The organism is Corallococcus sp. CA041A (assembly GCF_003612075.1).
Lineage (GTDB): Bacteria > Myxococcota > Myxococcia > Myxococcales > Myxococcaceae > Corallococcus > Corallococcus exiguus.
This window is the reverse complement of record NZ_RAWF01000009.1, coordinates 30171-50338: the sequence shown is the minus strand read 5'-3', so window position 1 is coordinate 50338 and position 20168 is coordinate 30171. Positions and strand designations below refer to the sequence as shown.

The following is a 20168-nucleotide window of genomic DNA, read 5'->3' as shown; positions in this document are numbered from 1 at the left end:
ACCATGTTCGACCTGTCGGTCTTGCAGGATGAGTCCCTGCGGATCCCGCTGCTGATCATCGTGTCATTGACGCTCGTATCGCTCGGCTCCGTGGCATGGCGGAGGAAGCGGTTGGCGCAGGCCATCCAGGACGTGGAGGTCCACCTGGGGGACCTGCTGGCGGGGCGGCGTGATGAGCCAGGCGCGCGGGACGAGAGCCGCGCGCTGTGGCGGGCCGTCCGTGAGCAGCTCGTCTTTCCTCCGGGGAAGCAGGAGCTTCCAGGTCCCGTCCTCATGCGCTCGTCGCCCTCGCGAGAGCTGCGTGAGACTTGCCGCGCCTTGTTCCGGCACTCCATGGGGCATGGGATTGGAAGGAACCTGACGGGCATCGCCCTGGTCATGACCTTCGGGTTGCTGGGTGTCGTGCTGGTGGGGCCGGTCCAGGCGGCCCTGACGAGCACGGGCGCGGGAGGTGCTTCGCAGACGGACCTGCTCTCTCAAGCCATTGGCAAGATGGGCGCCAAATTCTTCATCTCCGCGGCGGGCCTGCTGGGAACGCTCTTCTTCCAGGCGTTCGCTTTCTCCTCCGAGCGACGGCTCCTGATGCGGCTGGATGCGATGCGCGCGAGCTTCGAGCGCATCACGCTCACCCTGGACGCGCACGAGATCTCCCTGGCTGCGGCCCGCCGGGATGCACTGGGCGCGCTGAAGACGGAAATCGTCCAGACCCGCAAGGACCTCTCCGACCGACTGTCCCACCTGGAGAGCGTGGAGGTGTCCCTCCAGGACATCGGGACAGAGGTCCAGAAGAACTTCGGGACGATGATGAAGGAGCAGGTCGGGGACGTCATCACGCGGCAGTTGGGCTCCGTCGAGAAGGCGGTTCGCGACATCGCGACGGACCTCCAGCGCTCCATCTCGATGGGCTTCACGGCGGCCCTGCAATTGGAGATGGCCGGCGTTCGCGCGCATCTGGACGCCATCCAGCAGGCGCTCGCGGGACAGCAGGAACATGACCTGGGGCGGATCCTCGAACAGCTTCGCGACACCGTGTCCGGTGGCTTCCATACCCAGTCCCAGGACATGGCTCGCCAGATGGCGGGACTCGTGGAGGTCCTGCCTCGGCTGGAGCAACAGTTCGAGGTGATGACGCAGAGCCTGGGCAGCCATGCGCGGCAGTGGGGCAGCGAGAACCAGCGCGCCGTCGAGGCGCTGGGCGAGAAGGTGTCCGAGCTGGTGGGGAGCTTCGACGGCGTCCGGGACAGGCTGGAGGGCAGCGGTTCCAACATCGTGAGCAGTTTCAAGGACGTGCTCACCGGGATGCGGGAGAGCTCCAGCGAGATGGTTCGCCTCGCGGCTCAGGCCTCCCTGAACATGCAGTCGAACTCCGTGCAGCAGTCCGGAGCCCTTCGCAATCAGATGGAGGAACTCCGCGTCCGCTCCGAATCGGACATGGGGCAGTTCCAGGCCCAGTCGCAGGAGTTCGTCAGGGTCATGAGGGAGACGCAGGACGGACTTCGCACCTTGACGAAGCAGATGAGTGACACTGCGGACAAGCTGGCTGCCGCCTCCCGAGGCGTGGGGGAGTCCCATCACAAGGCGGGCGTGGTCTCCGCGAAGATGGATGAAGTGGCTCAGCGGTTGATTGATACGGCCAATGCCTTCCAGCGACTGTCCCAGGAGCGATCGAGCGTCGTGAAGCAGGAGCAGACGCTCCTCATTGCTCAACGCGAGGCCGTGGACCGGGTGGGCCCGGTGCTCAATGCCTTGACCAAGACCTATGAGGACTCCGTCAGCCGACAGGCCCAGATCCTGAGCAGCCAGTGGACGGAGGTCATGCGCCGGCTCGACTCCGTGGTGGATCGCTCTTCCGGAGAGCTCGTCCAGGGCGTGGATGATCTCACGGAGACAGTGCAGCAGCTCAAGGAGTCCTTGAGGCCGCAGGTGGCGCGGCGATGAGTTCCTCGGGCGAAAGCAGTGACAGGTCGCTCGCGGACCTGATGGCGGGCGTCGCGGTGGTCTTCCTGCTCCTGGCCGTCATCTTCATCCTCGAAGCGCGCAAGCAGCGCGAGGAGGCCATCCGGGACAAGGAGGTCGCCATCGGCAAGGTGGACTCCCAGAAGGATGGGGTGCAGGCCTCGCTGGTGTCGCTGCGGGAGGACCTTGTCGTCCTGAACGCGGACCTGGACGGCGGTTTCATCGCGCTGAGTGGGCTGGACGGCGGCGTGAACGCGCTGGAGATCGAATTCAAGAACCTCCAGTTCGGTCTGGGAGAGTGCCGCACACCTCCTGCGTACGTGGAGCAGTTTCAGCAAGGCGCGGTTCCCCTCATCCATCGGGTCTGCGTGGCCGTGGATGCCATGCGTGACGCCGGAGCCGAGCCGTCCATCATCCTCGAAGGCCACACGGACGACCGCCCATTCCTGGGAACGAGCGGCGAGTGCGGCGTGCGCAACGGGATTGCCCGTTTCAGCTTCGAGAACAACGTCCGGGCCAGTGCGTCTCGGGCGCAGGAGGTGTTCTTCACGGTGCGGGACCAGCTCAAGGACGCTGGCTACGAGCGCGACTGCCTGGATGCGAACTTCGTGGTTTCGGGACGAGGTCAGACCGCGCCCCGGACTGGAACCGTCGGGAGTGAGCCGTCCAACCGCCGGCTCGTGCTTCGCGTTCGCGGCGACTTGCGATTGTAGCGGGGGGCTCCATGGGACTGGACGACTGGCTTGATGAGATAGGCGAACGGCAGAAGGTCGTCCTGGCCGGGCTCGGGACATTCCAGCAGCAGGTGGAAGAGGGAATGCAGCAGCTCTTCCTTCGCGTGGAGACAGCCCAGCAGCGTGCGGATGACCGTGAGCCCGATCGCCTCGTCAGGATGCGGCAGACGCTGGACGTCCCGGCGGTGCTCAAGAAGCTGCATGCGCAGGACTTCGCCAGTCTGACCCGCCGGGAGCGACGCGCGGTGCCGGGTCTATGGCGTGAGGTGGGCCCGGAGCGCATGGCCTGGTTCCTCGACCAGAGCCCGGAAACTCTGCCCCGGCTGGTGCGGCAGCGCCTCCGTGACTGGAGCTCATCCGAGGACGCCGCTTCTCAGCGCGACTGGGCGAAGCTGGTGGGCCAGCGTCCCCTGGCGAAGAGCGCCTTGCGGTGGGCGCTTCCCATGGCCGTCGAAGAGGCACTGGGCCCTGATGGGCCGGGCACGCTCGCGAAGCATTGGCTGGCCCATCCCCTGGTGGATGTGGTCGAGATGCTCAAGAACGCCGGTCTCAAGCCTGGGAACTCCTACGCGGGGCACGTCATCGCGAAGTACCTGCTGCGGAGGCTTCAGGCCCGGCAGGACGTGGCGGAGGGATTGAAGTTCCTCGTGGATGCGCCCCTGGGGCGGTCGTGGATGCCGCACAACAACACGGATGAGGTCGCGGTCTCGGCTCCGCTGGAGGCCCGTGTCGCGGTGGTCGCCGCCACCTTGGCGTGCTGGGGGAATGGCCAGGTTTCGTCTGACGTGCGGGGGCGGCTTGAGGAACGGTTGATCGCCAGGGACAGTGTCTTCGGGGATCCCCGGCTGACGACCTTGACCCAGGCGTGGCAGGCCGTACGTGCGTTGGGGAAGCCGGCGTTCGATGAGTTCCTGACTGCGCTCATCCAGCAGGACCTGGAGTTCTTCTTCGAGCGCGCGATGCACGAGCAGGACCGGCGGAAGTTCTGGTTGAACTACCTGGGGTCCATCCGCCGGACGACCTGCTGGCTCGACTCCGTGACGTATGACGCCCTGCACTCGAGGGTCGCGACGCTGCCCGTCGAACAGCAAGCCGCGTTCCGACGGGCGAAGCGGCTTCCACAGGGCGATACCAGCGCGTTCGAGTTGTCCTTCGAGAGGCACGTGGCGGTGGAGTTCTCAAGGACTGGAAACGCCACCTACATTTACGAGCATGGAGAGTCGACCCAGGTGCTGAGGCGCAAGGCCGTTGAACAGGCAGGCCATCTCAAACACAAGGGGGCGCTACGGTTGGTCCATACGCCCGGGTGGCAACTCCGGTTCGAGCAGGCACTCCTGGATCTGGGAATCGCGAAGGACCGCCGTGTGAAACGCAACGTGCGCTGAGCCGCCGGACCTTGTGATGGTGCCTGTCAGGCGGACTCACGCCGTCGCGTCAACGCGGCGCGTGCGCGGCCCATCTTGGCGTGCCTTCCAGTACCCTTCGCCACGAGCCCCGCCATGTCCCAGGAACGCTTCACGACCAGCCGCGAGGTGTATCACCGGATCCGGTGGGACTCGCGGCATGACGCCCGCGAGTTCGTCGTCGGTTACGACGCTCACCGCGGCGCGCTGGAGGAGATGCCCTTCGAGGCGTTCGTCCCCGACGGCGAGATTCCGTGGCACCGCGTCTGGTACTTCAAGCGCGGGACCCTGGTGGTGTGGGACCGCAAGGCGCGCATCGATCTGCTGAGCAATACCCGGCCCGCGGAAGAGACCGCGCCACCCCAGCCCGTCACGGTGCCTGGGTTCACGCCCTTGCCCGCATGGCGGTACGACGCGCGCGCTGGATCGTGGACCCAGGCCTCTCGTGAGCCGGGCAACGCGCCTCCCGCCGCGGCGCCGCTCACCGTCGCCACCTTCAACGTCCTCTTCGACCTGTACGACGCGCAGTTGCTGGCGACCGAACGCAGGATCCCGGCGGCGCTCGCGCTGCTCCGTGAGACCGACGCGGACGTCATCGCGCTCCAGGAAGTCACCCCGTCGTTCCTCAAAGCCCTGCTCTCCGAACCCTGGGTGCGCGAACACTTCTGGATGTCTGATGGTCCCGGCGCGCAGACCGTGACGCCCTACGGACAGGTGCTCCTATCGCGCGTGCCGTTCGCCTCTTTGTGGCAGCGCGTCTTCTCCCGCGACAAGCGCATCATCGCCGCCGAACTGCACCTGTCGGACGGAACGCTGTGGGTGGCCACTCCGCACCTGACGAGCGACCGGGATGCGTCCGGAGCCTCCGCGCGCGCCGTCCAGGTCGAGGCCCTCCTTGAGTGGGCCCGCGTGCTCGGCTCCACGAGCGAGACCGAGGCCCCGGACCTGGTGCTGGCCGGTGACTTCAACTTTGGCGACGGTGCGCCGGAAGCAGAGTCCTTCGCGCGCGCTGGTTTCGTGGATGCGTGGTCCTCGCTGAGACCTTCGGAAGCGGGGGAGACATTCAACCCTCGGTTGAACAGCCTGGCGGCGCTCACCACCGTCTCGGGAACGCTCCGGCGGTTGGACCGGGTGCTGGTGGTGTCTCCTTCGGGCCGGCTCGCTCCTGAGTCCGTGGAACTCTTCGGCGAAGCGCCCCTGGCGGGACCGCCCGGGCCCATCGGACAGGCCCTCTTCGCTTCGGATCACTTCGGCCTGCGCTGTGTCCTGCGCCGTAAGGCTATCGAGTCTCGCGAGGCGCCCTCCACGGCGCTGGTCCATCACACGGCCCTGGTACTCATCCCTCCTGACGACGTCTGGGGCCCCATCCAGGCGCTGCGCAAGAAGCACGACGCGAAGTTCCAGCGGTGGATGCCTCACATCACGCTGCTGTATCCCTTCGTTCCGGAAGAGGACTTCGAGACGGCGGAAGCCATCCTCTTGGATGCCCTTCAGGGCGTCGAACCCTTCGACGTGACGCTCTCCACGTTCGGCCACTTCGAGCACCGCGCCAATGCGACAGCGTGGCTCCGCCCTGACGACCAGCCCTCCGACGCGCTGGCGGCCCTGCACGCGAAGCTCGTGGCGGCCCTTCCCGAATGCGCCTCGTCCGCTCACGGTGGCTTCACGCCCCATCTCTCCGTGGGACAGCTTCCGCTCTCCGCGGACATCATCCGCATGCTCGGCGAGTGGCAGCGCGCATGGCGGCCGCTGAAGTTCCGCGTGGGCGAGCTCTGCCTCATCCGGAGGAAGGGTGACACTCCCTTCGAGGTCATCCGGCGCATTCCCCTGGCACAGGCGCCCCGCGCAATCCCGGAGTACGAAGACGCTCCGCTGCGCGATGCTCTGGCCTCCATCGGCGCCGCCGAGTCACACGAAGGACACGCCGCCAGGACCGCGGCGGTGGCTCAACTGCGTCAGCATTGCGAACGGATCGGCGCCACGTTGCATCCGTATGGCTCCTATCTCCTGGGCACGGATGGCGCGGGCAGTGACGTGGACGCGGTCGCCATCGGACCGGCGATCCTGCCCCGCGATGACTTCGCGCGAGCGCTCCTCCAGGAACTGGCACCGGGCACGGCCCGCTATGTGGCGGACGCCGCCATCCCGCTGGTGAAGCTATCACTCGGAGGCGTGAGCTTCGACCTGGCCTATGCGAGCCGTCCGGAGGGCGTGCCCCCGGAGGCCCCCCTGACGCTGCTTGAGCAGCACGGCGAGCGGCTCGACCCCGCGGGCCTCCGCGCTGTGTTGGGCCTGGCCGATACATTGGGCCTGATGAACGCCGTTGCTCGTGACGCCGAGCGGACCGCGCGGTTCCAGACCTTGATGCTCGCGGTGAAGGACTGGGCCAGGGCCCGGGGCATCTACTCACACGCGCTGGGCTATCTCGGTGGGTTGTCGTGGACGCTGCTCGCGGCCTGGGCCTGCACCCGCGCGACTCCGGAGGCCATGCGGTCCGACGCGGCGCTGCTCGCGCACTTCTTCGGCACCTTCGCCTCCTGGCCGTGGCCGCAACCCGTGACGCTCACGCCCGAAACCGCGCGCTACCGGCCTGAAGGAAAGCGCGATCTCCTGCCCGTCATCGCCCCCGCGCTCCCTGCTCGAAACACCGCGCGCAACGTGTCGCGATCCACCTACCGCGTCATCCGGGAGGAACTGCTCCGTGCTCGCGAGCTCGTGGCCAAGGCCCGGGCCTCACGCACGCCTTCCGCCTGGGCGACGCTTTTCCAGCCTCTGGGCGCCAATGAGACCCCACCAGTCATGTTGCGCCTGTCCGTCGACGCGCCCACCGCCGAGGACCGGGAGGTCGTCGCGGGGTGGATCCTCGGACACGTCACGGCCCTGGTGTATCGGCTGGAAGGAGACCGCCGTCTCTCCGTTCGTCCGCTGCAACCCGCACAGGCTTCAGGAGCGCTGCTCATCGGTCTGGAGGTGCGTGAAGCACGGGACGCGGCTGCGTTGTCCTGGCATCCGTCCAGTCCGTTGTTCGCGGCCGTGGAGGCGTTCCGCGCGTCCTTCCAGGAATGGACTCACCGCCCATCTGGCGCGGTGCTCCAGGTCGAATGGGTGCGTGGCAATGACAGCGCACGGAGCGACACTCCCGCTCCGTGACGCGTGTCACCCGCGTTACTTCTGTCCCGCGAGCCACGAGCCCCAGCGCACGATCTTCGTGCCGCCCTCGGGCTCGTTCTTGCCGCCCGGCACCACTCGCTCGGTGGTGTTGGCGAGCGGCTGGAAGCGCGCTTCATACGGCAGGCCCGCGAGCCCCGGCGCCCACGGGTCGGCCGCGTAGGTCTCGGAGAAGGCGCGCTGGGTGCCTTCGACGTCCTCGCTGCTCTGGGTGATGAGCGCGGGAACATTGTGGCCCTCCGCGCTGAACGTGCCCCGGGCGCCGTTGGCCGCCGCGGCGGGCGGCCAGTCCTCCGTGAACACCACCTCCGAGGGGATGCCCATCAGCAGCTCCTCCAGGGGCTCCGGCTCGGCCTGGGAGAAGTCGGAGCAGGGGGCTGCATTGGCGTCGACGGGGCCCTCGGTGCGCAGGAGGTAACCGCGCTCCGCGGTGAAGCACACGCGCTGCACTCCGGGGCCAGGACCCACGTCCACGTATCGCTCGTAGTACGCGCCCGGGCCCAGGGGCCGCTCCAGCGCGGGCACCGGGGCGCTGGCATCGGCCGAGCCCTCACGGACCTCTTTGAGCTTCAGCTGGTATCCCCCCGGCACGCGGAAGCCGGCGGACTCCGTGCTCCCTTCAATCAGGCCACGGGCGAGGTACAGCGGGCCCGGCGCATTGGCATACACGCGCGTGCGCAGGGGACCATCGAAGGAGCGCTGGTCGGTGACGTAGCGCACGGCCTCCCAGTTGCGTCCCGCGCTGGAGGCGACCTCCGCGGTGGCCGTGCCTCCGTGCGGCACGTCGAGCGCGCGTGTCATGTCCGCGCGCACGGGGATGATCAGATCCTTCGCCAGCTTCGCCTGGGGCAGTGGCTTGCCGCCCTCATCGCTGTAGGCCGCGCGCACCCAGACCCAGGGTTGCTGCACGGCCACCACTTCCAGCGTCAGCTGTCCCTGGACCGTGCGCGCGGTGCCGCCACCGCGAGGCTCGGGACCCCGCGTCGCACTGAAGGAATAGGTGACGCGGTCTCCCACGCGTGCGCGCGACCAGGCCTCGGCGGCCTGCACGGACGCCGCATTGTCGGCTCGCGTGTCGGATGCGGAAGGGCCGCTCGACTTCGTGCTCTCGCAGCCGGGGAGGAACGACAGGGCCGCACCCAACAGCGCGGCAAGGGGAAGGGAAGGGCGCATGGTCATGGGGACGGGAAATACCGGGAGTGGATTCAATTCGCAGCTATCGCACGTTCAGTGAGGATTTCCGGAATAGTGGGAGTAAATGCGACCCTGGGGAGGGTGACCGATAAGAAGTCACCCGTGTCCGAAAATCAGTGAATCCCAGGGTGACGAGTAAAAACTCTGTCACAACAGCCACTTGGAATTGAAAGCGTCACGTGACGTTACGCTCACATTCTTGGAAGCTGGAGTGCTGGCGCTCCAAGCAATTCAACAAAACCGGGTTATTCCCTCTGGAGCGCGGCTGGCCCGGCAGTTGCTCAGTGGCTGGGCAAGCTGTCCGCGGCTGACGGGAAGGTCAGGCGGCAGCGGATCTCCCCCGAACCAGAGGAACGACGAATGTTCAAGAAGGCGGCAGTCCTCGTGGCGAGCTGTGGTGCGATGCTGTCTGGCTGCGGTACCGACCTGGAGACCGAGAACCAGGAGATCGTCTCCAACCTGGTCGAGGCCGGTTTCCCCGCGGACGACATCATGGTCGCCGAGGGTCAGGTGTACGTGGGCCGTGACGCGCACGTCACCCTGGAGGCGTCCCGCGAGATGCTCCAGCCCGCGGCCAAGGAGACCCAGGAGCAGTACCGCACGACGAACGTCGTCGCTTCGAGCGTGACGAAGATCTGCATCAACCCCACGTCCACGTTCAACAGCTACACCCGCCTGAGCCAGGGCCTGGATCTGGCCATCCAGAACTACAACCAGCGCGGCCTGAGCTTCACGATGGTGCGTGGCCCCTCCACGGGCTGCAGCGCGAACATCACCGCGACGGTGACCTCCGGCGCCGGCGGCTCCGCGGGCTTCCCGTCGGGCGGCAAGCCCTACGGCACCATCAACATCGGCACCAGCCTGAACACCTACAGCGTGGACGTGAACGAGCACGTCATCACGCACGAGCTCGGCCACTGCGTCGGCTTCCGTCACTCGGACTACTACAACCGCGCCATCAGCTGCGGCGGCGCCGCCAGCAACGAGGGCACGGCGGGCGTGGGCGCCATCCTCATCAGCGGCACGCCGAGCACCGCGACGGTCGGCGGCTCCATCATGAACTCCTGCTTCCGCTCGACGGAGACGGGCGAGTGGACCAGCTCCGACATCACGGCGCTGAACGCCATCTACTAAGCAATGGCGTTGCGACCCCTTGAGTCCTTCATGAGTCCGAGGGGTCGCATCCTCGCGGGCACCTTCATCCTCCTGGGCCTTACGGCCTGTGGAAAGGAAGAGGTGCCCGCGGAGTCCCATCCGGTGGTGTGTGAGAGCCCCGCGGCGTCGCGGGTGCGCCAGCCTCCGGAGGTTCGCGGCCAGACGCAGTGTGGCCCGACCGAGAACTTCACTCCCATCAACAGCTACCAGGGCGAGTTCGCGGACGTCGCGCAGACGGTCGAGGACGCGGTCGTCCTGATTGACGGGCGCTGCACCGGAACATTGATTGAAGCGAGCGCGGGTCCCGTGGTGGTGACGGCGGGACATTGTGCCTCTCTCGGTGACCGGCCGCTGCTCGTCTTCAACTTCGAGGAGCAGGCTGACGGAGACCCGCTCATCACCGAGGGCACTGTCATCGAGCAGTCGCTCGAACCCGACTACGCGCTCATCAAACTGGACGTGATTCCCCAGGTGACGCCGGTCCTGCTTTCAGCCGTTCCCAGCGAGCGGCTGGCCATCATCCAGCATCCCCGGGGCAAGCCCAAGGTCATCGCCGAAGGCGACTACCTGGATGCCTGCGACTCACTGGTCTACTACGTGGACCTGGACACCCTGGTCGGAAGCTCCGGCGCGGGCGTGATCAACCGTCAGGGCCACCTGGTGGGCGTCCACACCGACGGCGATTGCGACGCGACCGGCCGTGGCGCCAACCGGGGTTGGACGATGGAAGCGATTGTCGCTGCGTCCCCGTACCTGGTGGACGCCGACATCGTCGCGCGCTGAAGCCAGACCGAGGGGAGACGACCATGTTCAAGAGTGCGGCAGTGCTCGTGGTGGGCTGTGGTGCGTTGCTGTCCGGCTGTGGGACCGACCTGGGGCCAGAGCACCAGGAGACCATCTCCAACCTGATCGAGGCGGGGTTCCAGGCCCGCGACATCAAGGTCGTGGACGAGTCCGTCTACGTGGGCGGCGACGCGCAGGTGAGCGTCGAAGCGTCCCGCGAGATGCTCCAGTCCGGTGGGGACAGCGAGGAGCAGTACCGGACGACGAACGTCATCAACAAAGCGGTCGTGAGGAAGATCTGCATCAACCCTACGTCCGCGTTCAACACCTACAGCCGCCTCAGCCAGGGCCTGGACCTGGCCATCCAGAACTACAACGCCCTGGGTCTCTGCTTCACGATGGTGCGGGGCCCGACCACCGGCTGCAACGCGAACATCACCGCGGCGACCGCGGCGGGCATGGTCTACAGCTCGGGCTACCCCTCCGGCGGCCTTCCCTACGGGACCATCAACATCGGCACGGGGTGGAACACCTCGCCGCTCGACACGGTCGAGCACATCATGACCCACGAACTGGGGCACGCGGTCGGCATGCGCCACTCGGACTACTACTCCCAGGTCATCAGCTGCGGCACGGGCGGCAGCGAGGGCACGGCGGGCGTGGGCGCCATCCTCATCCCTGGCACGCCCTCCACGTCCTACGTGAACGGGTCCATCTTCAACGCCTGCCTCCCGGCGAACCCGACCGGTGAGTTCACCAGCACGGACATCACCGCGCTGACGTACCTCTACCGCTGCTGAGTCTGGCGAGAGTCCGGCGCGCGACCAGGCTCAGTCCGCCTGCGTCGCGCGCTTGGGCGTGAGCTGCGCTTCGAGCGTCCGCGCCCAGTGGGCCAACACCTTGCGGCGCCGGGCCGTGTCGTCGTGGAGCAGGTTCGCCAACGCCAGTCCGCGGAGGAGGTCCAGCGTCGCACGCACGGCGTCGCGGACGTCGCGGTCGCGCTCATCGAGCCCCAGCAGCTCGACGGTGAGCCGGTGTACTTCACGGCCGACGTGCGTCTCCAACGGCAGCAGGATGGCCTTCAGCTCTTCATCCGCCACGGCCGCCACCCAGAGGTGCGTCGCGGCGGTGAAGAGCGGGCCGGCGTAGACGTCGTGGAGCAGGTTCAGCAGCGGCTCGACGCGCCGCCGGCTCTCCGGCAGGCCCTTCGCGCGCCGCACCAGCTCTTCGACCTGCTGGCGGAAGACGTGCTCGACGGCGGCCGCGACCAGGGCCGCGCGCGTCGGGAAGTGGTGCTGGCAGGCGCCGCGTGACACTCCCGCGCGCTCGGCGATGGCGCCCATGGTCGCCCCCGCCCAGCCCTTCTCCACCAGCACTTCGATGGCGGCCGTCATCAGCTTCTGCCGCGTCACCCGGCTGCGCTCCTGCTCCTGCCGTGTCGTTCCGCTCGCCGTGCCGCTCATGCGGCCACAGTGTTGCGACGGGAAGAAAAAAGCAATCGTGATTGCTTTATTTGGACGTGGGGGACAGACTCGCCGCTCCCTGGTTCTGGAGGTGCGATGGACGCGCGTTCGCTGCGTATCGGCAATGCATCCGGCTTCTACGGCGACCGCTTCTCCGCGTTCCGGGAGATGCTGGAGGGCGGCCCGCTGGACGTCCTCACCGGCGACTACCTGGCGGAGCTGACCATGCTCATTCTGGGCAGGGATCGGCTGAAGAACCCGTCCAGTGGGTACGCGAAGACGTTCCTGCGCCAGTTGGAGGAGACGCTCGGCCTCGCGGTGGAGCGCAAGGTCCGCATCGTCGCCAACGCCGGTGGCCTCAACCCGGAGGGGCTCGCGAACGACCTGCGCACGCTCGCCACGAAGCTTGGGTTGACCGTCAGCGTCGCGCACGTCGAAGGCGATGACCTCGTCGGACGCGCGGACGAGCTGGGCTTCGAGCAGCCCCTCACCGCGAATGCGTACCTCGGTGGCTGGGGCATCGCCGCGTGCCTGGAAGCGGGCGCGGACATCGTCGTCACGGGGCGTGTGACGGACGCATCGCTCGTCGTCGGTCCCGCGGCCGCCCATTTTGGATGGAAGCGCGACGATTGGGACCGCATTGCTGGCGCCATGGTCGCGGGCCACGTCCTGGAGTGCGGAGCCCAGGCGACCGGCGGCAACTTCGCGCGCTTCGGTGAACTCGACGCGCGCCGTCCCGGCTTCCCGCTCGCGGAGATCTTCGCGGACGGGTCCAGCATCATCACCAAGCATCCGTACACCGGCGGCGCCGTCACCGTCGACACCGTGAAGGCCCAGCTCGTCTATGAGATTGGCGGTGCCCGCTACGCAGGCCCGGACGCGACGGCGCGCTTCGACACCATCGTGGTGGACGCCGACGGCACGGACCGGGTGCGCCTGTCTGGCGTGCGCGGTGAGCCGCCTCCTCCGGACGTGAAGGTGTGTCTGAACCGGCTCGGCGGCTTCCGCAGCGAGGCCCAGTTCATGCTCGTCGGCCTCGACATCGAGGAGAAGGCCGCGCTCGTGCGCGCCCAACTCGACGCGACGCTCGAGCCCCGGCCCGCCGAAGTCCTCTACACGCTCGCGCGCACCGACCACGCCGACGCTCCGAGCGAGGAGCAGGCGTCGGCGACGCTGCGGGTCACCGTGAAGGATGCCGACCCCAAGGTCGCCGGCCGTGCCTTCAGCGGCGCCGTGGTGGAGCTCGCCTTGTCCAGCTACCCCGGCTTCTTCCTCCCCTCGCTGCCCGGTGATGCTTCGCCCTTCGGCGTCTACACGCCGGCGTATGTGGATGCGCGCAAGGTGCCGCACGTCGCGGTGCTCCCGGATGGCCGGCGCATCGACGTGCTGCCGACGAAGGAGACGCGGGGGCTCGAAGCCGTCCCCGCGCCGTCGCTGCCCGCGCCGCTGCTGGCGGGCCCCACCCGGCGTGTGCCGCTCGGCCAGGTGGCCCTGGCTCGCAGCGGAGACAAGGGCGGAGACGCGAACATCGGCGTCTGGGTCCGCACCGACGAGGCCTGGAGCTGGCTGGTGCACACGCTCACGGAGGAGCAGCTGCGCAAGCTGCTTCCGGAGGCGCGGGAGCTCAAGGTCCAGCGGCACGTGCTGCCGAACCTGCGCGCCCTGAACTTCGTCATCGAGGGCCTGCTCGGCGAAGGTGTCTCGTCCTCCACCCGTTTCGATCAACAGGCCAAGGCGCTCGGCGAGTGGCTGCGCTCGCGCCATGTCGACGTCCCTGAATCGCTTCTGTAGCGCCTTCGCACGCGCCCGAGCCCACCGAGGAAGCCCATGCAGCAGACCCAGGAACACCGCGCCATCCGCCAGACCGTCCGCAAGTTCGTGGAACAGGAGCTGAACCCGCACATTGACGCCTGGGAGGCGGCGGAGATCTTCCCGGCGCGAGAGGTCTTCAAGAAGCTGGGCGAGCTCGGGCTGCTCGGCATCACCAAGCCCACGGAGTTCGGCGGGCTGGGGCTGGACGCGTCGTTCTCCGTCGCCTTCGCGGAGGAGCTGGGCCATTGCACCTGCGGCGCGCTGCCCATGGCCATCGGCGTCGTGACGGACATGGCGACGCCCGCGCTCGCGCGCTTCGGCAGTGATGCGCTGCGACGGGAGTTCCTGGCGCCCACGCTCACAGGCGAGCGCGTCTGCTCCATCGCGGTGAGCGAGCCCGGTGCCGGCTCCGACGTGGCGAGCGTGACGACCACCGCGCGCCGCGATGGCGACGACTACGTCATCGACGGCAGCAAGATGTGGATCACCAACGGCATGCAGGCGGACTGGATCTGCCTGCTCGCCAACACGGGTGACGGGCCCGCGCACGCGAACAAGTCGCTCATCATCGTGCCCATGGACAGCCCCGGCATCACGCGGTCGAAGATCCGCAAGCTCGGCATGTGGGCGTCAGACACGGCGCAGCTCTTCTTCGACGGCGTGCGCGTCCCGGCGCGCTTCCGCATTGGCGACGAGGGGCGCGGCTTCGCGATGCAGATGCAGCAGTTCCAGGAGGAACGGCTGTTCGTGTCGGCGAGCACGCTGGTCACCTTCGACCGGCTCATCGCGCAGACGGCGGAGTACACGCGCCAGCGCAAGGCCTTTGGCCAGTCCATCCTCGACAACCAGAGCGTGCACTTCCGGCTCGCTGAGTTGCAGACGGAGGTGGAGTCGCTCCGGGCGCTCATCTACCGGACCGTCGCCATGTACATCGAGAACAAGGACGACCCGGAGGTCGTGAAGCTCGCCTCGATGTGCAAGCTCAAGTCGGGCCGGCTTGCTCGCGAGCTCGTCGATGGCTGCCTCCAGTACTGGGGCGGCATGGGCTTCACCTGGGACAACCCCGTCGCCCGCGCCTACCGGGACCTGCGTCTGGGGTCCATCGGCGGCGGCGCCGACGAGGTGATGCTCGGAATCATCAGCAAGGCCATGGGAACGCTGCCCCGCAAGGTGCGCGGCTGAGGAGCAATACGATGGGATACCGTTCAGTCTTCGCCCCGAACTCCTTCGCGGGCCGCACCATCATCGTCACCGGCGCCGGCAGTGGCATTGGCCGGTGCACCGCGCATGAGCTGGCGTCGCTCGGCGCGCACATCGTCCTCGTGGGCCGCAAGACGGAGAAGCTCGAGAAGGTCGCTGGCGAGCTCTCCGCCGAGGGCCACGCGTCCACGCAGCACGCCGTGGACATCCGGGACGAGGCCGCGGTGCGCGACATGGTCGCCGCCGTCGTCCAGAAGCACGGCCGCATCCACGGGCTCGTGAACAACGCTGGCGGGCAGTTCCCGTCGCCGCTGTCGCAGATCTCCAAGAAGGGCTTCGAGGCGGTCGTCTCCACGAACCTCACCGGCGGCTTCCTGGTCGCGCGCGAGGTGTTCACCCAGTCCATGAGCGAGCACGGCGGCGCCATCGTGAACATGCTCGCGGATGCCTGGAACGGCATGCCGGGCATGGGGCACTCGGGCGCGGCGCGCGCCGGCATGTTCAACCTGACGCAGACGGCCGCCGTCGAGTGGGCCGCCTCCGGCGTTCGAGTGAACGCCGTCGCGCCCGGCTGGGTGGCCTCCAGCGGCCTGGACACCTACGAGGACCCCTTCGTCCGCGAGATGATCCCCTTCCTGCGCAAGCAGGTGCCCCTGCACCGGCTGGCCACCGAGGCGGAGGTGAGCGGCGCCATCGTGTTCCTGCTCTCCGACGTGGCGGCGTTCATCACCGGCGAGGTCATCCGCATCGACGGCGGCGCGTCCTGCAACACCAAGGCGTTCCCGCTGTCGGAGCACTCCAACTCGAAGCCCTACGACGGGTTCCATCTGGCCAAGGGGCCCGCCATCCTCGACGGCCCGAAGGAGAAGTGACGTGCCCACGCTCATCTCCCAGGTCGAACCGGCCTCCGCCACCTTCACCACGCAGCGCCAGGAGATGCTCTCCCGCGTCGCGGAGCTGCGCGCCATCGAGCAGAAGTCGCGCGACACCGAACAGCTGGCCCGGGACAAGTTCAAGCAGCGCGGGCAGCTGCTCCCGCGTGAGCGCCTGGCGCTGCTGCTCGACCGGGGTTCGCCCTTCCTGGAGCTCTCCACGCTCTGTGGCTACAAGCACCACGACGACAGCGACGGCTCGCTGGCCGGTGGGAACACCATCATCGGCATTGGCTTCGTGTCCGGCGTGCGCTGCCTGGTGTTCGTGAGCAACTCCGCCGTGAAGGGCGGCACGGCGACGCCCTGGGGTGTCCAGAAGGCGCTGCGTGCGCAGGAGATTGCCCTGCAGAACCGGCTGCCCGTGGTGTCGCTCGTGGAGAGCGGCGGGGCGAACCTGCTCTACCAGCAGGAGATCTTCATCCCGGGCGGAGAGACCTTCTACAACCAGGCGAAGCTGTCCGCGGCCGGCATCCCCCAGGTCACCGTCGTCCACGGTTCGAGCACCGCGGGCGGCGCGTACATCCCGGGCCTGTCCGACCACGTCGTCATGGTGCGCGGCAAGGCGAAGGTGTTCCTCGCTGGACCGCCGCTGCTGCTCGCGGCCACGGGCGAGGTCGCCACGGACGAGGACCTGGGTGGCGCGGAGATGCACACCACCGTGGCCGGCACCTCCGACCACCTCGCCGAGGACGACGCCGATGGCATCCGCATCGCGCGGGAGATTGTCGCGTCGCTCGGGTGGAATGACGCCCTGCTGGCGTCCGCGCGTCCCGCCTTCGAGCCGCCCCGCTACGCGGTGGAGGAGCTGTGCGGTGTCGTGCCCATGGACCACCGCAAGCCCTACGACTGCCGCGAGGTGATTGCGCGGCTCGTGGATGGATCGGACTTCTCGCCGTTCAAGGACGACTACGACGCGCTCACCGTCTGCGGCTGGGCGCGCATCGAGGGCCGGGCGGTGGGCCTCATCGGCAACAACGGGCCCATCACCGCGAAGGGCGCGACGAAGGCGGGGCAGTTCATCCAGCTCTGCTGCCAGGCGCGCACACCCATCATCTACCTGCAGAACACCACGGGCTACATGGTGGGCACGCAGTCGGAGCAGGGCGGCATCGTGAAGCACGGCGCGAAGATGCTTCAGGCCGTGGCCAACGCGACCGTGCCGCAGATGACGCTGCTGCTGGGCGGTGCCTTCGGCGCGGGCAACTACGGCATGTGCGGCCGCGCGTTCCACCCTCGCTTCATCTTCGCCTGGCCCAACGCGCGCACGGCCGTGATGGGCGGCGAGCAGGCGGCGAAGGTGCTCACCATCGTCGCCACGGAGAAGGCCCGGCGCGCGGGGCTGCCGCCTGACCAGGAGTTCCTGGACGGGATGGCGAAGCCACTCATCGAGCAGTTCGACCGCGAGTCGGACGCCTTCCAATGCAGCGCGCGGCTGTTCGACGACGGCGTCATCGACCCCCGGGACACGCGGCGGGTGCTCGGGTTCATCCTGGCCACGTGCGACGAGGCTTCGCGCCGCACGCTGTCGCCCAACTCCTTCGGCGTCGCCCGGCTGTAGCGAGGAGAATCATGAAACGCATCCACAAGGTGCTGGTGGCGAACCGGGGTGAGATCGCCGTGCGCGTGCTGCGCACATGTCGCCGCCTCGGACTGCGCACGGTCGCGGTCTTCTCCGACGCGGACCGCGATGCCCCTCACGTGCGGCTCGCCGACGAGGCCATGCACCTGGGGCCTCCGCCCGCGAGGGAGTCCTATCTCTCCATCGAGCGGGTCCTCGCCGCGGCGAAGGCCTCCGGCGCGGATGCCATCCATCCCGGGTACGGCTTCCTGTCGGAGAACGAGGACTTCGCGCGCGCGTGCGCGGAGGCTGGCTTCGTCTTCGTCGGGCCGCCCGCGGAAGCCATCGAGCTGATGGGGAACAAGCGGCAGGCGAAGCTGCGCATGCAGGCAGCGGACGTGCCCTGTATCCCCGGCTATGAGGCGGCGCGCCCTGGCGAGTCACTCGAAGACGAGGCCCTGGTCCGTGAGGGGCAGCGCGTCGGGTTCCCCATCATGGTGAAGGCAGCGGCGGGTGGTGGCGGGCGTGGCATGCGGCTCGTCCGCGAGCCGGGCGCGCTGCTCGACGCCATCCGCTCGGCGCGCTCGGAGGCGACGAACGCGTTTGGCAGCGGCGAGCTCATCCTGGAGCGGGCCATTGAAGGCGCGCGTCACGTGGAGGTGCAGGTCTTCGCGGACGCGCATGGCAACGCGGTGCACCTGGGCGAGCGCGACTGCTCCGTTCAGCGCCGGCACCAGAAGGTGATTGAAGAGAGCCCGTCTCCGGCCGTCACGCCCGAACTGCGCGAGCGCATGGGGTCCGTGGCGGTGCAGGCCATCCGCGCCATCGGGTATCGCGGCGCGGGGACCATCGAATTCCTCCTGGCTCCGAACGGCGATTTCTTCTTCATGGAGATGAACACGCGCCTCCAGGTGGAGCACCCGGTGACGGAGCTCATCACCGGACTCGACCTGGTCGAGTGGCAGCTGCGCGTCGCGGACGGCGAGCCGCTCCCGCTGACGCAGCCGGAGATCACCTGGCGCGGACATGCCATCGAGGCGCGCCTGTGCGCGGAGGATCCGGCCAGGGGCTTCCTCCCCCAGACGGGCCGGCTCCTCGCATGGGAGCCGCCGTCGGGGGAGGGCGTCCGCGTGGATCATGGCGTGCGCGAGGGGCAGGACATCACGCCGTTCTATGACTCCATGCAGGCGAAGCTCATCGCATACGGACCGGACCGCGAGACGGCGCGTGAGCGACTGGCCGCGGCGCTGCGCGAGCTGACGGTGTTCGGCGTCACGACGAACAGTGCGTTCATCCAGCACGTCCTCGAGCATGAGGCGTTCCGCTCCGGCCGGTACGACACGGGCTTCGTCGGCGCGCACACGCCGCCGGAGATGCTGCAAGAGCTCGGGAAGGCCTCCCTGGAGGACCAGGCCATCCTGGCCGCTTTGCTCTTCCACGACGACGCGCAGGCGCTCGCGCGGAAGGGGGGCTTCGACGCGACGCTCACCGGCTGGAGCAGCTCCTATGCCCTGCCGGTGCCGGTCAGCCTGCATGACGGTGCTTCGGAGTTCCGCGCCTCGGTGCGCCCCGTCGCTCCGGAGGCCTACGAGGTCCGCGTCGGTGATACCTCGTTCGCGCTCTCCCTGCGCGGCCTCGGTGCCGAACGCGCGGAGGTGGAGGTGGCGGGCCGCCGTCGCGCGGTCCGCTACCGCCGGGCGGGTGGCACGCTGTGGTGCTCGCTGGACGGCATCACGCGCCAGCTGCGCGACGTCTCCTTCCGGCTGCCCTCCGAACGCGAGCGCGCCAGCGACGGCCGCCTGCGGGCGCCCATGGATGGCCGCATCATCCGGGTGAGCACCGAAGTCGGCGCGACCGTGAAGAAGGGCGACGTGCTGGTGGTGCTCGAAGCGATGAAGATGGAGTCGTCCCTCATCGCACCCACGGATGGCGTGGTCACGGCGGTGAACGTCACGGTCGGGGCGCAGGTGCCGGCACGGCATGTCGTCGCGGTCGTCTCCCCCGCAGCGAAGGAGGCAGCATGAGTGAAGCACCGCTCGTCCGGTACGAAGTCTCTCGTGGCGTCGCGACCCTGACGCTCGATTCGCCGCGCAACCGCAACGCGCTTTCGCGGGCGCTCGTCACGCAGCTGCTGGAGCGGCTGAACGCCGTGGGCGCCGACTCGAGCGTGCGCGCGGTCGTCCTCGCGGCCACCGGCCCCGCGTTCTGCGCGGGGGCGGACCTCTCGGAGATGGCGGACGGAGGCGCCGCGAAGGCGCCGGGCGTGCTGCTCGACGTGCTGCGCACGATCGTGACGCTGCCCCAGCCTGTCGTCGCGAAGGTGGCGGGGCAGGTGAGGGCGGGCGGCATCGGCATCGTGGGCGCGTGCGACGTGGCGGTCGTCGCGGAGTCCGTGAAGTTCGCCTTCACGGAGGCGCGCATTGGCGTGACGCCCGCGGTCATCTCCCTCACCACCCTGCCGCACCTGACCAGCCGGGCGGCGAGCCGCTACTTCCTCACCGGTGAGGCGTTCGACGCGGCCGAAGCCGCGCGCATCGGGCTCATCACCTCCGCCGTGCCGGACGCGTCACTGGATGGCGCCGTCGAGCAGATCCTGGAGACGTTCCGGGTGTCGTCTCCGCAGGGCCTGCGCGAGACCAAGCAACTGGTGGCCTCTGGCCTGCGCGCGCGCATCGATGTCGGGGGTGCGGAGATGGTCGCGCTCTCCGGCCGGCTGTTCGCCTCCGAGGAGGCCCAGGAGGGGATGCTCGCCTTCCTGGAGCGCCGGCCTCCCGCGTGGGCCGCGCCGAAATAGGCTGCGGGAGCACCCG

General features: G+C 68.5%; 15 protein-coding genes. 13 read left to right on the top strand and 2 right to left on the bottom strand.

Going from position 1 to position 20168, the window contains the following annotated elements; all coding sequences use genetic code 11:
* The first annotated feature begins 3 nt into the window (after positions 1–3).
* The 4 genes from D7V77_RS44540 (at position 4) to D7V77_RS02990 (ending at position 7243) form a co-directional block, all read left to right on the top strand.
* The gene (locus D7V77_RS44540; RefSeq protein ID WP_233596655.1) at positions 4–1938 is read left to right on the top strand and encodes a hypothetical protein; all 1935 of its coding nucleotides are present in this window, start codon (positions 4–6) and stop codon (positions 1936–1938) included.
* The gene (locus tag D7V77_RS03000; protein ID WP_120574769.1) at positions 1935–2669 is read left to right on the top strand and encodes a hypothetical protein; all 735 of its coding nucleotides are present in this window, start codon (positions 1935–1937) and stop codon (positions 2667–2669) included. Before D7V77_RS44540 ends, D7V77_RS03000 begins: the two co-directional genes overlap by 4 nt.
* 11 nt (positions 2670–2680) lie before the next feature.
* Positions 2681–4075: an EH signature domain-containing protein gene (locus tag D7V77_RS02995; protein WP_120574768.1), complete on the top strand. Its 1395-nt coding sequence runs from the start codon at positions 2681–2683 to the stop codon at positions 4073–4075.
* Positions 4076–4189: 114 nt separating this feature from the next.
* A complete protein-coding gene (locus D7V77_RS02990; protein WP_120574767.1) occupies positions 4190–7243 on the top strand; it encodes a poly(A) polymerase in 3054 nt (1017 codons plus the stop codon).
* Between the two features lie 15 nt (positions 7244–7258).
* On the opposite strand, the gene D7V77_RS02985 is transcribed toward D7V77_RS02990, so the two are convergent.
* Positions 7259–8440, bottom strand: coding sequence for a DUF6068 family protein (locus D7V77_RS02985; RefSeq protein ID WP_120574766.1), 1182 nt, complete (start codon positions 8438–8440; stop codon positions 7259–7261).
* A 375-nt stretch (positions 8441–8815) separates the two neighbouring features.
* On the opposite strand from D7V77_RS02985, the gene D7V77_RS02980 reads away from it, so the two are divergent.
* Genes D7V77_RS02980 through D7V77_RS02970 form a run of 3 tightly spaced genes read left to right on the top strand, consistent with a single transcriptional unit; the run spans position 8816 to position 11193 of the window.
* Entirely contained in the window at positions 8816–9589 is a 774-nt protein-coding gene (locus D7V77_RS02980; RefSeq protein WP_120574765.1) for a zinc-dependent metalloprotease, read from the top strand.
* A 3-nt stretch (positions 9590–9592) separates the two neighbouring features.
* A complete protein-coding gene (locus D7V77_RS02975) occupies positions 9593–10393 on the top strand; it encodes a serine protease (RefSeq protein WP_120574764.1) in 801 nt (266 codons plus the stop codon).
* Positions 10394–10416: 23 nt separating this feature from the next.
* Positions 10417–11193, top strand: coding sequence for a zinc-dependent metalloprotease (locus D7V77_RS02970; protein ID WP_120574763.1), 777 nt, complete (start codon positions 10417–10419; stop codon positions 11191–11193).
* Positions 11194–11223: 30 nt separating this feature from the next.
* Here the strand turns inward: D7V77_RS02970 and D7V77_RS02965 are convergent, their stop codons facing one another.
* Positions 11224–11856: a TetR/AcrR family transcriptional regulator gene (locus tag D7V77_RS02965; protein WP_120574762.1), complete on the bottom strand. Its 633-nt coding sequence runs from the start codon at positions 11854–11856 to the stop codon at positions 11224–11226.
* A 96-nt stretch (positions 11857–11952) separates the two neighbouring features.
* Between D7V77_RS02965 and D7V77_RS02960 the strand changes: the two genes are divergently transcribed.
* The 6 genes from D7V77_RS02960 to D7V77_RS02935 are packed head-to-tail and all read left to right on the top strand — an operon-like array spanning position 11953 to position 20152.
* Positions 11953–13647 (top strand): acyclic terpene utilization AtuA family protein, encoded by a 1695-nt coding sequence (locus D7V77_RS02960; protein WP_120574761.1) that lies wholly within the window; start codon positions 11953–11955, stop codon positions 13645–13647.
* Positions 13648–13683: 36 nt separating this feature from the next.
* Positions 13684–14850: an acyl-CoA dehydrogenase family protein gene (locus D7V77_RS02955; protein WP_120574760.1), complete on the top strand. Its 1167-nt coding sequence runs from the start codon at positions 13684–13686 to the stop codon at positions 14848–14850.
* An 11-nt stretch (positions 14851–14861) separates the two neighbouring features.
* Positions 14862–15740, top strand: coding sequence for an SDR family oxidoreductase (locus D7V77_RS02950; protein ID WP_120574759.1), 879 nt, complete (start codon positions 14862–14864; stop codon positions 15738–15740).
* 1 nt (position 15741) lies between these two features.
* A complete protein-coding gene (locus D7V77_RS02945; RefSeq protein ID WP_120574758.1) occupies positions 15742–17358 on the top strand; it encodes an acyl-CoA carboxylase subunit beta in 1617 nt (538 codons plus the stop codon).
* Positions 17359–17369: 11 nt separating this feature from the next.
* Positions 17370–19382 carry an acetyl-CoA carboxylase biotin carboxylase subunit gene (locus D7V77_RS02940; RefSeq protein ID WP_120574757.1) on the top strand — a complete coding sequence of 671 codons (2013 nt, stop codon included), beginning with the start codon at positions 17370–17372 and terminating at the stop codon, positions 19380–19382.
* Entirely contained in the window at positions 19379–20152 is a 774-nt protein-coding gene (locus tag D7V77_RS02935; RefSeq protein ID WP_120574756.1) for an enoyl-CoA hydratase family protein, read from the top strand. The genes D7V77_RS02940 and D7V77_RS02935 overlap by 4 nt, the downstream gene beginning before the upstream one ends.
* The last annotated feature ends 16 nt before the right edge of the window (positions 20153–20168 follow it).